11 protein-coding genes are annotated in these 14,346 nt (G+C 49.2%); 5 read left to right on the plus strand and 6 right to left on the minus strand.

Annotated features, from left to right (window positions below):
• Positions 1-233: 233 nt before the first annotated feature.
• Positions 234-401: a hypothetical protein gene (locus tag ACN0TT_RS04805; protein ID WP_238894724.1), complete on the minus strand. Its 168-nt coding sequence runs from the start codon at positions 399-401 to the stop codon at positions 234-236.
• Positions 402-573: 172 nt separating this feature from the next.
• Positions 574-1,839 carry a dicarboxylate/amino acid:cation symporter gene (locus ACN0TT_RS04810; protein WP_417761010.1) on the minus strand — a complete coding sequence of 422 codons (1,266 nt, stop codon included), beginning with the start codon at positions 1,837-1,839 and terminating at the stop codon, positions 574-576.
• Between the two features lie 551 nt (positions 1,840-2,390).
• Between ACN0TT_RS04810 and ACN0TT_RS04815 the strand changes: the two genes are divergently transcribed.
• From ACN0TT_RS04815 to ACN0TT_RS04830, 4 genes are all read left to right on the plus strand, one after another.
• A complete protein-coding gene (locus ACN0TT_RS04815; protein WP_417761011.1) occupies positions 2,391-5,264 on the plus strand; it encodes a M16 family metallopeptidase in 2,874 nt (957 codons plus the stop codon).
• A 194-nt stretch (positions 5,265-5,458) separates the two neighbouring features.
• Positions 5,459-7,048: a glutamate--cysteine ligase gene (gene gshA / locus ACN0TT_RS04820; protein WP_417761012.1), complete on the plus strand. Its 1,590-nt coding sequence runs from the start codon at positions 5,459-5,461 to the stop codon at positions 7,046-7,048.
• A complete protein-coding gene (locus ACN0TT_RS04825) occupies positions 7,045-7,464 on the plus strand; it encodes a hypothetical protein (protein ID WP_417761013.1) in 420 nt (139 codons plus the stop codon). The genes gshA and ACN0TT_RS04825 overlap by 4 nt, the downstream gene beginning before the upstream one ends.
• A 141-nt stretch (positions 7,465-7,605) precedes the next feature.
• Positions 7,606-8,202, plus strand: coding sequence for a hypothetical protein (locus tag ACN0TT_RS04830; protein ID WP_417761161.1), 597 nt, complete (start codon positions 7,606-7,608; stop codon positions 8,200-8,202).
• Here the strand turns inward: ACN0TT_RS04830 and ACN0TT_RS04835 are convergent.
• The 3 genes from ACN0TT_RS04835 to purE are packed head-to-tail and all read right to left on the minus strand — an operon-like array spanning position 8,161 to position 10,970.
• The gene (locus ACN0TT_RS04835; protein WP_417761014.1) at positions 8,161-9,378 is read right to left on the minus strand and encodes a sensor domain-containing diguanylate cyclase; all 1,218 of its coding nucleotides are present in this window, start codon (positions 9,376-9,378) and stop codon (positions 8,161-8,163) included. The two genes, ACN0TT_RS04830 and ACN0TT_RS04835, sit on opposite strands and share 42 nt — an antisense overlap.
• 21 nt (positions 9,379-9,399) lie before the next feature.
• Positions 9,400-10,479: a 5-(carboxyamino)imidazole ribonucleotide synthase gene (gene purK, locus ACN0TT_RS04840; RefSeq protein WP_417761015.1), complete on the minus strand. Its 1,080-nt coding sequence runs from the start codon at positions 10,477-10,479 to the stop codon at positions 9,400-9,402.
• Complete coding sequence (gene purE, locus ACN0TT_RS04845) at positions 10,479-10,970, minus strand: 5-(carboxyamino)imidazole ribonucleotide mutase (RefSeq protein ID WP_417761016.1); 492 nt, start codon at positions 10,968-10,970, stop codon at positions 10,479-10,481. Before purE ends, purK begins: the two co-directional genes overlap by 1 nt.
• A 319-nt stretch (positions 10,971-11,289) precedes the next feature.
• Between purE and ACN0TT_RS04850 the strand changes: the two genes are divergently transcribed.
• Positions 11,290-12,372, plus strand: a complete 1,083-nt coding sequence (locus tag ACN0TT_RS04850; protein WP_417761017.1) for an alpha/beta hydrolase — start codon at positions 11,290-11,292, stop codon at positions 12,370-12,372.
• Positions 12,373-12,470: 98 nt separating this feature from the next.
• Here ACN0TT_RS04850 and dauA read toward each other — a convergent pair whose 3' ends face one another.
• Positions 12,471-14,243, minus strand: coding sequence for a C4-dicarboxylic acid transporter DauA (dauA, locus tag ACN0TT_RS04855; protein WP_417761018.1), 1,773 nt, complete (start codon positions 14,241-14,243; stop codon positions 12,471-12,473).
• Between the last annotated feature and the right edge of the window lie 103 nt (positions 14,244-14,346).

Here is a 14,346-nt window from a genome sequence, read left to right on the forward strand (position 1 = left end):
CCGAAGGCGCTCCCCTGCTAAGGGAGTATGGGCTTTATCTCCCATCGAGGGTTCGAATCCCTCCTTCTCCGCCATTTCAGATACTTCCACGCTAAAAATTCTTAGTAAAAATTCCCCAAATATTATTTAGTAGACTGCGAGACTGCGAGACTGCGAGACTGCGAGACTGCGAGACTGCGAGACTGCGAGACTGCGAGACTGCGAGACTGCGAGCTAGCTTTCCATTTATTACGCTAGCGAGTCAACCAGAGGGCGATTGTTAGCATCACAATCAATAAGCTGCTCACCCCAATAATCCAGATAAACCCTTGCTTACCTTTCTTCAGCGGAATGCCAAAGAAGCGCAAAAATAAAATCCATAACAGACACAGAATAATGGGAACAAACAACATACGGCCCATAGTTACTCCTCATCATCGGGTTGGGTCGGCGGATATATTGGCGATTTACTATGGCATCGACTACGCTCGCGCTGCAATGGCGAGTGATGCTGTTCTTAGTATATAAGTGTCTGACGCCGAAAAACAAAAAAGGCCGCAATTGCGACCTTCTTTAGCTTTGAGATGTGGGTGTTTAGCTTGCTTGCGCTTCAGTGTGCTCAGGCGCATCAGTGGTATCGGCGTAGAATTGCGCCTCATCAAACTCGCCTTCAGATTTACCGACCACCACAGATGTCATCATATCGCCAGTAATGTTGGTGCAGGTACGTGCCATATCGATGACACGATCGATGGCAGCGATAAAGCCGATGCCTTCTAATGGTAAACCGACCGCACTCAGAGTCACAGTCAGCATGACCATTGCGCTGCCTGGCACGCCAGCGGTACCTACCGAGGCAACCGTGGCAGTCACGACGATCATGATGTAATCACTAAGTTCTAGCGGGATACCATAAATCTGTGCGATGAAGATAGAAGCAATAGCTGGATAAATTCCACCACAGCCGTCCATGTTCATGGTGGCACCTAACGGTAGCACGAAGGCGGAATAGCGCTTTGACACGCCCATATTCAATGAACAACGGGTTGTCACTGGCAGGGTTCCATAGCTAGATGACGTGGTAAAGGCCACGATCTGTGCTGGTAACGCTTTACGGAAAAATTGCAGCAATGGTAAACGTGCGACCAGCTTAATCATGCCGCCGTATACCAACAGAATGTGCAGTATCACACCAATATAGATAGCAAGGATAAACCACGCTAAATGTTCCAGTGTGCCCACTCCGTATTCACCAATCACACTGGCCATCAAACCAAACACCCCTATAGGCGTCAGTTTGAGTACCAAGCGAGTCAATTGGAACATCACTTCAGCACCAGCGTTAATGACATTCTTCAGCGGGGTGGCTTTTTCACCGGCCATATTGATTGCAATACCAATCAGTGCCGCAAACACAATAATTTGTAGCACTTCACCATTCGCCAGCGAGGCAAATGGGTTTTGCGGGATCATGTCCAGTAGCACTTGTGCGAAACCGGGAATATTGCGGTCGCGTACCTCGGTGCTTGCCAGTTGCATAGTGCCACCCATATCAATAGATGAACCAACAGCGAGACCGATCAACGAGGCAAGTAAGCCAGTCAGCATGAACATACCCAGCGTTTTTATACTGAGGCGTTTAAGGTTAACGCCATCGCCAGACATGGCGGTAACACTGGTAACAATGGCGCAGAATACCAATGGGGCAACTAGCATTTTGATCGCGTAAATGAACAGATCGCCCAGAGGAGCAACCAGTGTGGCCTTTTCGCCAAAAATTACGCCAACTAATACGCCAAGTAAAAAACCAGCGACAACCTTCTGCCAAAAGGGGAGCTTAGTAACAGTCTGCCAAATCATGTGTCATCCGAAGCAGTGCCAATGGCCTGCATTGTTATAGTTATGTCCCGAAACGGGGCGGTAAATCTAGTGTTAGAACCAATAACGGCGCGCCGAGATCGTTCCTTTGCTACTTTAGACTATTGTAATTCGCCAGCTTTGGCGGCAAAACATCGTTTTCTTATAGCTTATGGCCATATTAAAGATTGTTCTCATGATTTTAAAGAACTACATAATGTTAACTAGCGCAGGTTTTCAGTACGATGAAGCTGGTAGTAAAGTTAGGAGAAGGGGACATTTAAACGTCTTTTGAATTCAACTGCATCCAGCGCTCATATAGATCTGTGACTACGCTGACACAGAATATTGAACACCCTCCATCCAGCTTACTTACTTCATTAACATCAATGGTTACGGCATGCGCATAACGTGTTTAGGTTTGCAGGAAAATAAAACGCTATCGGTCAATAGTTCCTAAAAGAAATGTTTTATCACAAAGTAGCAATAGCATTTTAGCGATTTAAATCCTAGTGTTAGAAGCCATTAGAGATAAGTAGGTGAAGGAGTCACAGATGAAAAACGGTTGGTTAGTGGCGGTTGCTGTAGCAGCTACGCTTTCAGGTTGTACGGCAGAGGTCGCCGATACGGCGAGTCCAACAGCGCAAACACAAGCCGCTGTTAGTTTGCCTGCAGGCATTAAATTGGTGGAGTCATATACCCCTAAAGCGGGGGAAATCGGTATACCATTCAACAAATACCAATTGGCTAACGGTCTCACAGTCATTCTGCACCAAGACCACTCTGATCCGTTGGTGCATGTGGATGTGACATATCATGTTGGCTCTGATCGCGAACGCTATGGACGTACAGGTTTTGCGCACTTGTTTGAACATATGATGTTCCAAGGTTCTGAGCATGTGGCAGATGAGCAACATATCAAAACGGTGACTGCAGCCGGTGGTTCCATGAACGGTACGACTAACAGCGACCGTACCAACTACTTTGAAACCGTGCCCAGCAATCAGTTAGAGAAAATGCTTTGGCTGGAGTCTGATCGCATGGGCTTTTTGCTGCCAGCGTTAACGGATGAAAAGTTTGAAGTACAGCGAGCTACCGTGAAAAATGAGCGGGGTCAACGTATTGATAACCGTCCTTATGGCCGCACAAATGAAGTTTTCGACCAAGCGTTTTATCCGCCCGGGCATCCCTATTCTTGGCCAGTGATTGGTTGGCCTGCGGATTTAAACCGCGCCACGAGCCAAGATGTGCGTGACTTTTTCAGCCGCTGGTATGGTCCTAATAACGCGACGTTGACCATCGGTGGTGATCTTGATGAAGCGCAAACCCTTGCCTGGGTAAATAAGTATTTTGGTGAGATCCCTCGCGGCCCAGAAGTTACTCCGTTGGCCAAGCCATTAGTTACCTTAGATAAAACCCGTTATGTCTCGTTTGAGGACAATATCCATCTGCCATTAATTCAAATCGGCTTCCCAACTGTTTATGCGCGCCACGCCGATGAAGCACCGTTAGACGTGTTAGCCAATATTTTGGGCGGCGGTAAAAGTTCGATTTTGTATAAAAATCTGGTAAAAGATGGCCTAGCTGTGCAGACAGGTACTAGCCATGGTTGCTCTGAATTGGCGTGCCAGATGAGCATTTACGCAGTAGCAAACCCAGCCCAAGGTGGCGCATTAGCACCGATTGAAGCGAAGATCCGTGGCTCCATTGCGGAGTTTGAAAGCCGTGGGGTTACTGATGATGATATTGCGAAAGTGAAGATGCAGATCCGCTCGCAACAGATTTTTGCATTGCAGAGTGTGCGCGGCAAAGTGTCTAACTTAGCCTACAACCAAACTTTCACGGGTGAGCCAAACCAAGTTGACGCTGACCTTGAACGCTATAGTGCGGTGACTAAAGCCGATGTGATGCGGGTGTACAACCAGTACATCAAGGGCAAACCCAGCGTAGTATTGAGTGTGGTACCGCACGGGGGCAAGGCGTTAGTCGCTGCGGCTGATAACTTTACCCCAACTAATCCTCCTGTGGCCGCGCAAGCGGTGGAAGGCTTACCTAAAAATATCGCTACGGCAAAAACGAGTTTTGATCGCAATGTTGAGCCAGCAACTGCAGGCGCTGTGTCCCTACATGTGCCTAGCTTATGGCAAAGTAAACTTAGCAACGATGTAGAGGTGATGGGTACCCAAAGCACCGAAACACCAACTACTAATATTGTGTTGTACTTTAATGGTGGGCACCAGTTAGAGCCACTTGCGAAAGCTGGCCTAGCTAATTTAACTGCGCAAGTGTTGAATGAGTCTACCGCGAAGCACACCACAGAAGAGCTGGCTCATGAGTTGGAGCTGTTAGGTGCGCGTATCAGTTTTGACGCTGGGGCGGTGCAAAGTACCGTGCGTGTTAGTGCTTTGACTGAAAATCTCGACCAGACCGTGGCTTTGTTGGCAGAGAAACTGTTGCAGCCAGGGTTTGTCAGTGCCGACTTTGATCGCAGCAAACAGCAGATACTGCAGATGTTGCAACAACAAAGTGCTGAGCCAACGGCATTGGCAAATAAGGGATTGAGCAAGATGCTGTTTGGTGACCAGATGTTTATGGGCGTACCAACCAAGGGGACGTTGCAGACAGTTCCGACGTTGACCATGGCCGATGTTAAGGCGTTTTACCAACAGCAATATACCGCAGGTAATGCCAAAATTGTCGCTGTATCCGATCTACCTCAGGCTGAATTGCTGCAGAAATTGGCACCTATCACTGCGTTAACTGGCGCGGCAAGTCAATTAATTGAGCAAGCGCCAGCAACCATGGTCAAAAGTAACACCGTTTATTTAGTGGATAAGCCAGGCGCTGCGCAGTCTGCTATCCGTGTGGGTAAGCTCGCGTTACCGTTTGATGCAACTGGTGAATATTACCAAACCAATATCATGAATTACCCGTTAGGCAAGGCTTTTAACAGCCGTATCAACCTCAACTTGCGTGAAGATAAAGGTTATACCTATGGCGCACGTTCGATGTTTTTCGGTGATCGTCAGCAAGGGATGTTTGTGGTCATGGCCGATGTTCGAGCCGATGTGACTGATAAAGCATTAGCAGAGGTGATGAAGGAGATTTCCCAATATTACCAAACTGGAATGACGGCGGAAGAGCTACAATTTACCCAGCAGTCGCTCAGCCAAAGTCAGGCGTTGAAGTACGAAAGCCCAAGTGACAAAGCGGAGTTTATCCGTGATATCCAACGCTATGATTTACCAGCCGACTACATTGAGCAACAAGATAAAATTTTGGCCAATGCCAAGGTGGATCAGCTCAATCAACTCGCGAAAAAATGGCTCGATCCGCAATCAATGGGCATTTTGATTGTTGGTGATAAAGCATCGCTTAAACCGAGCTTGGAAGCTCTTGGCTACAAAGTGGTCGACATGAACTTGTAATAGTTAAAATCGTCCCCATAATGAGGGGACGAGCCACTTAGCTCATATCAGACTAAGGTGACGAAAGTGATTTCGTCACCTTATTACGTTTAACCGCCATCTCCTGCTTTTTTATTCGCTATGTAAAACTTGACACTACCCGCTAGGTAGGAGTTAAGGTGGCGGCAGTTGAGCTAAATTACAGAGATCTAAACTTGAAGTCATTTGATGAGACGTTGGCATTATTCGCCGATGAAAATAGCCGCCAAGCATTACGTACCATGCATCGCGGTATCGAACGGGAAGCACTGCGCATCGCACCAGATGGCAAGTTGGCAACAACGCCTCATCCACCGGCACTCGGCGCTGCGCTGACTCACTCTCGCATCACCACCGATTACAGTGAATCCTTAATGGAGTTTATTACTCCGGTGTATGAGGATATCAATCAGATGCTCACCGGACTGACTGAGACTCATGCTTACGCGGTGCAGCATCTAGATGGTGAAAAACTGTGGCCAGTGAGCATGCCGTGTTATGTTGGCGATGAGCGCGATATTCCTATCTCTTGGTATGGCACGTCAAATACCGGTACGTTGAAACGTACCTACCGCAAAGGCTTAACTTATCGCTATGGTGCGTTGATGCAAATTATTGCTGGCGTGCACTTTAACTTTTCTGTTGATGATGCCGTTTGGCAGCGGTTATATCAGCACAGCGATAAACAGTTGCCGCTGACCGATTTTATCTCCGAGCGTTATTTTGATCTGATCCGTAACTACCGCCGTTTGGTTTGGGTGTTGCCATATCTGTTTGGCGCCTCACCGGCGTTGTGCCGTTCTTTCTTAAAAGAGCAGCAGACTGATTTGAAATTCCTGCAGCATGGTCAAGGTACGCTCTATTTGCCGTATGCCACTTCACTGCGTATGAGCGACTTAGGTTATACCAACAAAGAGCAGGAAACGTTGTCGATCAACTACAACTCGCTCAATGAATATCTCAGTGGCATTAAAGCGGCGATAAAAATGCCATCGAAAAAATTTGCCGATATCGGTGTGGAAGTGGATGGCGAATATCGTCAACTCAATGCCAATATTTTGCAGATTGAGAACGAATTCTACGCGCCGATCCGTGCTAAACGGGTGGTAAAACGAGGTGAAAAACCTTCAGAAGCGCTAAGCCGCGCTGGGGTGCAATACATAGAAGTGCGCGCCTTAGACGTAAACCCATTCAGTCCGATTGGTATCAATGCCTGTCAGGTACGCTTCCTTGATCTGTTCTTACTGTATTGTTTGTTTACGCCTTCACCCATCATTGATGATGTGGGTGAGAAAGAGTTGGCGGCCAACTTAAAAGCGGTCGTCATGGAAGGACGTAAGCCACAGTTAACCTTAAACCATAACCAACAAGCAATCACCTTGCAGCAATGGCTGGGTGACGTATTTGCTGGCATGCGCCGCATTGCGGCTTTAATCGATGGAGATGGTAAGGAATACCTACAAGCGTTAGATTACTGGCAGCAAGCGGTGGTAGATCCAGAAATGACGCTGTCAGGCCGCATTTGGCAAACCTTGGCCGATACCGGGTTGGATCACGGTACTTGGATGCGCCAACTGTCAGAACAATACTACCAACAACTTAAGCAACAGCCGTTATCAGATGCTGTGACTGCGTCGTTCGATGCAGAAACCGCCGCCTCGTTGGCGCAACAGTTGCGGATAGAGCAAGCGGATACCTTGACCTTTGATGAGTATCTCGCAGCTTATTTTGGTAACAAACAATCGATGGACGAACCAGTACATTGAAATATTCGTTAGTCTTTGTCGCCGTAGCCCTATTATCTGCCTGCGCCTCAGCACCAGAGGAAGAGGTAAGCTGTGGTATAGTGAGTACCTATCTGCCCGCCGCGCCGGCTGAACACTATTTTCCGTTAGTGGTCACCAGCGTGGACGGCAAGGCAGTGATCTCTAAGCCTAATTATCTATTGCCCGTCGGTGAGCATACTTTTACCGTCTCGGAACTGATTAATGATGAGACACTTCAAGTACGCTTAGCGGCGCGGGTGCCTAAAACGATTACGGTCGATGTGGTAGCCGATATGCGTTATCAGCTGATGGCGCAGTTCAATGTTGATAAGCAGTATCGCGGCAACGATCAAACTTTTTGGCAACCCGTTATCCGCTCGCAGGCGTATCACGAATGTGAGCTGGCGGAGGATTAACTGCAATTGTGGGTTGATATTTGTCGGCGAGTCGGGCTCAATGGCAATAACTAGATTCAATTCCGGTAGTTAGGTTTGCAGCAGTCTCTTCAAAAAAGTTACCTCCCTCATTGCTTACGTAGCGCGCGTAACTGTGCGCTAATTGTTGTCGCTGCCACATTGTTAGCTGGCTGTGCCACGCCACCTCCCAAAAATCCTGACAATATTTGTGAAATCTTTCGGGAAAACCACGACTGGTATGAAGCTGCGGTCGATGCTCGCGATAAATGGGGTGTACCAGTACATGTGCCGATTGCCATGATGTATCAGGAAAGCTCGTTTAAACACAATGCCCAACCGCCCATGGAATATTTTCTCGGATTTATTCCGATTGGCCGTGCTAGCGATGCTTACGGTTATGCGCAAGCAAAAACCATGACATGGGACGACTACGTGCGTGAAACAGGCAATAGTTGGTCAAGCCGCAGTGACTTTGATGACGCGATGGATTTTATGGGGTGGTTTATTTGGAAGACCCATAAAATTAATGGCGTCTCCAAGTGGGATGCGAAAAACCAATACCTGAATTATCACGAAGGGTGGGGCGGCTACAAAAGAGGCAGCTACTGGAAGAAAAAATGGTTAGTACGAGTCGCTAAAAAAGTGGATGCCCGTTCACGCAAATATGCGGCGCAGTATCATAGTTGCCAAAAGGAGTTAGATTCCTCCTGGTTGTGGCGTTTCTTTTTTGGCAAGTAGGCGCTGACGAGAGCTCACCGCATGCTCAGCGAGTTCAATGGTTTCCGGCAGGTTGCCATTGAACAATGCGTTACCCACCGTAAAGCGAATACCTGGTAGATGGCGGCTTAGTTCTAAGTTGACATCGCCGAGCCAAGCGCTGATTTGGCTGCTATCACCGTACGTTAAAATGGCGAATTTATCACCGCGAAATCGGCACAGTAAGGCTTTTGCTGGCCAGCATTGTTTGAGCGCTAGCCCTAGCTGGCGCAGTGCTTCATCCCCCGCTTCCAGCCCTTGCTGTTGGTTAATCTCTTTCAAGTTATCGATATCAATCAGGATCAAGCTAGTATCAATATTATCGCGCAGCGGCCATTGCACCGCTTGCTCTTCAAAAAACTCACGGTTCGCTAAGCCAGTTAGTGCATCATAATGACGTAGTTCATCAATCAATTGTGCTTGGTGATAAAGTGCCAAGGCATTGGCCGCGGCATTACTCAAGATCGTGGCAATGGATACATCGTAATCGCTAAAACTGCCGGGCTGTTCACTATCAAGGTTTAACAAGGCATACAGTTTGTCGTCGAGATGAATTGGGCAAGACAGGGTGGAATGAATACGGTTATCGGCGATCTGCTCGGCGCCGTGGGCATCAGCGGCACAGCCACCATCGGTTTCGTTCAGTAATATTGCGCGGTCACAACGGCCACCGGTCATTTTGTACTGAAAGGTTTGATGCAGCTGCATGCTAAGCCCTTGCAGCTTTTTGATATCCAACCCTACGGCCGCTTCAAATTGCAGTTTCTTGCTTGAGGGATCGACTTTAATCACGGAGCCAAATTCCGCACCGGGAATCAAACTCATCGCTTTAGAGAGCAGGGCACTAAGAAACTCATGTTCACTGCTGCAGTAGCGATGCAGGTTAAGCAGTTCCATCGCCGCGTCATTGATGTTGGTCAGCTGCTGTAGCTTATCGTGCTGGTGGCTGAGTACGTTGAAGTACAGAAAAAAACCTAAGCTGTAGGCGAGATAGTAGATGATGCTAACGCCGCAGAGCAGTAGCCACGGGTATTTACCCGGGCCACTGAACATCCAACAAAGCAGTGAAAACAGCAGCATTGGTACCAGCAACAGTAAAATATGTTGGCTAGTTGAAACTTTGGCATCGTTCAGTTTGCTGCTGTGGGTAAAATCCAATTCACTACTCCTTTGGCATTATCAACCTTGATAATGCTTTAAAATCCACGCTAACGGCGCCTGATATTGGCTTGGCATCCATTGCTGCAGTTTGGCAATGCTATCAGCCAAAAGCTGCGGTTCGGTCACCGACAAGTTAAGGTGCCCCACTTTACGGCCTGGGCGCACTTCTTTGTTGTACCAGAACAGCTCGGCATTTGGCAGTGCCAGCCAACGGGCATCATAGTCTACCCCAATAAGGTTCACCATCACGCATTGGAAATTCACTTGTGGTGTCATAACTGCCAAATCTGCCAGTGCCCGCAGGTGTAGCTGGAATTGGTCAATATGGCAGCCCGCTTGGGTCCAGTGGCCAGAGTTGTGTACCCGCGGTGCCAACTCGTTGACCAAGAGCTTGTCGCCAACACGGAAACATTCCATGGCCATCACACCGACATATTCTAAGCCGTCCATGATGGTGGTTAGCATCTGTTCCGCCGCTGCTTGATATTGCACCAAGCGGGGCAGAGGTGCAATTGATGCCATCAAAATACCATCTTGATGCAGGTTCAGCGTCAGTGGATAAAACACACAGCGGCCATCATGGGTACGCGCGCCAACCAACGACACTTCTTCATCAAAGTTAATGGCTTGCTCGGCAATCGCTTCGTTGCGCCAATCGGCAGGAATAGTCGTGGCTTCGGCTTGTTTCAACCAATGCTGGCCGCGACCATCGTAGCCGCCTGTGCGACGTTTGAGCAGCACCCGTTCACCATAGTGTTGGTGCAGTGTGGGCTCGTTGACATCGCTATCGACTAATTGCCATGGTGCCGTGGCAACGTTGAGCTCATCCAGCAAACTTTTTTGGGTAAAGCGATCCGCTAAACGACCAAACACTGAGCTATTGATAAACTGCGGGTGTTGTGACAATTGCAGGCTGAGCGCTGACTCCGGCCACTGTTCACGCTCAGCGGTGACAATGTCACTCGCTTGCATCGGTAGCTGTGCATCCGTCGGTGCCATAATATCGATGGGGTTAACATCTAAGGCTAACGGCTTACCTGCATGGGCAAGCATGGCGCCCAGTTGACCATTACCCAATACCCAAATAGCGTTTGCCATTATGCCTCCCGCGGATCTGGGTTTTCTAACACAGAACGCGTTTGTGCTTCGCGGAATGCCTCAAGACGTTTGGCTAGCTCGGCATCATGCGTTGCCAAAATTTGGCAAGCCAGCAACCCCGCGTTGTATGCACCCGCAGCACCGATAGCCAAGGTACCTACGGCAATGCCTTTGGGCATCTGTACGATGGAGAGCAAGCTGTCCATGCCGTTAAGCGCCTTGCTTTGTACCGGGACACCGAGCACAGGTAAGCGGGTTTTTGAGGCCAGCATGCCTGGCAGATGCGCCGCGCCACCAGCTCCGCCGATGATCACTTGGTAACCTTTGTCAGCGGCAGTTGCTGCGAACTCAATCAGTTTATCTGGGGTGCGGTGGGCACTTACCACTTCAACGTGATAAGGCACTTTGAGGGTATCCATGATTTCAGCGGCGGCTTCCATTGTTGGCCAATCGCTTTTTGACCCCATAACAACGGCAACGAGGGCTTGCATGATCACTCCTTAAAACGGATGTTTTTATCAATGTAGGGTAGATAGTTGTTATCAGCAGCCACCGTTGAACTTGGCCGCTAAAAAGTGGCGCGATCATAACATGTCCCTTCTGAATGTGCTGCCTTTTAGCTGAGCGATGGCAGTCTATTGTGCAAAACGCAGTGTTCGCATTTGCTGGTATCGTTTGCTGAAAACCCATTGGTAGTGGCCCAAGGTCTTGCTAAAATATGGCTTCGCACATAGGAAGATGCAGGGGGCCGCCCCTTTTTCATCTTTCTGTCTTTGGCGACTCATCTCTTACTGTTAATTGGATCGATAAATGGACTTAAGACATCTGTCAGTTAAGCCACTGCTTGTGGCGATAACGATGGCCGTTTCTGCTGCGGCAGTGGCCGACACTGAAACTTCTGCACCGCCATCAGAGGCCGACGTACGTTGGCAAACACTCAGCCCAGTGGCCAATTTGTACTTAGATAATGCGCCTGCTAGCGAATTTATGGCGCAGGGCGATGAAGAGAAGTCACGCTGGAATAACTATGCTGGAGCGTTGGCCTATTACTTGATGGCCACTGAACGTGACCCATACAGCAGTTGGGCACCGTACCAAGCGGCGGCCGCACTGGCGTATCTACGCGTGCCGGATCAGGCTGACACTTATTTGCAATTGGCCGACCAGCGTGGTTTCTGGCAGTACATCACCATGGAAGAGGATGATGAACTGGCCGAAATTACTGAGTCTAGCGCCTACAACACATTATTGACCAACGCCAAACTACGCTATCCACAGCATGCGCAAGATGTTGGCAAAGCCTATATTCATTTACCCAAAGGCACGGCGCCAGCCGATGGTTGGCCGGTGTTGGTGTGGTTAGCAGGATACGGTACTGAAGGCAGTGATAGTAAAGATTTAGCCGAGGTCTTAACCGCTGATAAAGCCATTTTTATTGGCATCAACGGCACTGAAAAGCTGGATGATCATCGTTTCCGGTGGGCGCGTACCGATACCGAGTCGACGCAACAAGCAGTACAGCAAGCCTTAGCGTTGGCGGCAAAATCTGCCAAGTTAGATAAAAAGCGCGTTGCGTTAATGGGGTTCTCCCAAGGGGCTTTACACAGTGCACATCTGTTGGCCGAACACCCAGATGATTATTGTGGGGCGCTCATTGTCTCCGCTGGGGGAATGCAAACCGCCATGACTGCTGCAGCACCGAAGGGCAAACGCGTGGTGTTGTCGTATGGCGAGGCTGAACGCGAGGGTAATCAGGCGTTAGATAAAAAACTGGCGAGTTACTTCAGCAAAGATAACCAGTTTGAGCAGCATACCCATAAAGGCGGTCACTTCTTCGACGCCGACTGGCCAGCGAAATTCCCCAAATATGTGGAACAAGTGTTAGGTCTGTAAGTTTAAGCCCCAATCATGGCGATTGGGGCTGACTGTTTTGGTTAGCTATTACTGGCTATTACTGGCTATTACTGGCTATTACTGGCTATTACTGGCTATTACTGGCTATCACTGCTCAGTGCCTGGTCATCAACTGCCAACGGCAACTGCTCATTGAGCAATTCTTTTAGCGAAGGATAGAACTTCAACACCCCATCAATCGGTTTAATTCCCGCTTTAGCTAAGGTGCGAATCGGTTGAAATTGCAGATCGCTGATCAGTAGATAGCTGTGATGTTGCTGACACTGTTTGACCAATTTATTCAGCGCCGCTAAGCCCCCAGCATCCAGCAGTGATACACCGTCCCAATCCAACACCACTACTTGCTTGTCTTTGGTCAGCGTGGCGATATCGCCAAATACCTGTTCCGCAGCCGCAAAAAATAGTGGGCCGTTAATTTTTAAAATGACCCAATCGGTAGGAATATCGCGGTCAACATAGCGGCGGTTGCTGCTGATGTCATGCAGTTTGGTCATGTCAGCTATCTCTTTAACGAACAGCAGTGCCGCCAGCATGATGCCGAATGAGATAGCGACCACCATGTCAAATACCACCGTTAACAACAAACAGCTGGCAAATACCCAAATATCACTGCGCGGCGCTTTTTTGATGAGTTCGACCGCCTTGGGCGCTTCGCTCATATTCCACGCCACCACCATCAGTAATGCCGCCATGGCGGGCATTGGCACGTAGGACAATATGCCCGCCAGCGCAATCAGTGCCAGCAACACCACTATGCTGTGTACCATGGCAGAGATGGGACTTTGTCCGCCTGTTCGCACGTTGGCAGCACTGCGGGCAATCGCAGCGGTAGCGGTTATCCCACCAAACAGCGGTGCCACAATGTTACCAATACCTTGGCCGAGTAACTCACTGTTAGCACTGTGGCGAGTGTTGGTCATGCCATCAAGCACCACCGCACATAGCAGGGATTCGATGGCGCCAAGCATCGCAATGGCAAACGCTGCCGGTGCCAAGGTTTGAATGGTTTGCCAACTCAGCGTTAACGTTTGACCATCAGCCCCTGTGCGCAGCCACGGCCATTCAAAATGCGGTAATACCGGCGGGATCCCTGCGCCTTGGCTGCCATCTGGCAATAGATAATGAAAACGACTGCCGATGGTATCTACCTCGTGGCCGCTGTAGGCCAGCAATAACGCCAGTAACGTACCAATGATCAAGGCCGGCAGATGAGCGGGAATGGGTAATTTCAGCTTGGGCCAGAGTAGCATAGTCGTCAGCGTGATCAGTGCCACCGCCGCGCTTGGTAGGTCAAGTTGCGGTAGGCTGTGCACCAATAAGAACAGTTTGTCGAGGAAATGTTCTGGCATGGCACTGAGTTGCAGACCAAAGAAATCTTTCAGTTGTAGCACCGCAATTACAATACCGATGCCGCCGGTAAAACCGAGAGTAACTGGTTGTGGAATATATTGAATCAACCGTCCCAACCGCAGCAGCGCCATGGCCACTAAGATAAGCCCTGACATCAACGTCGCCATCAGCAAACCCGCTAAACCATACTGTTGAGCAATAGGATAAAGCAGCACCACAAAGGCGGCTGTTGGCCCTGAAATTGAGTAGCGTGAGCCGCCACAAACGGCGATAACGAAGCCACCAATAATGGAGGTATATAAGCCATACTGTGGCGGTACGCCACTGGCAATGGCGAGTGCCATGGCTAGCGGAATAGCGATAATCCCTACGGTAATTCCGGCAATCAAATCCTGTAGCAACTGGTGGCGTTGATAGCCTTGGCGAAACAACACATCACGCAGCGCATAACCGAACTTGAGAGAAAATAACTGCTGGCGAAAACCGGAACTATTAGGCACCTGTGGCTCCTGCTACATGATTAAAAGGGCGCATATTCTAGGGCTTGGTTGGTTACGAGTGTGTGATGTAACCCGTGAATATCTGTGTGCTGTGGCGTTAAGG

The sequence above is a fragment of the Shewanella sp. genome (genome assembly GCF_048265805.1).
Lineage (GTDB): Bacteria > Pseudomonadota > Gammaproteobacteria > Enterobacterales > Shewanellaceae > Shewanella.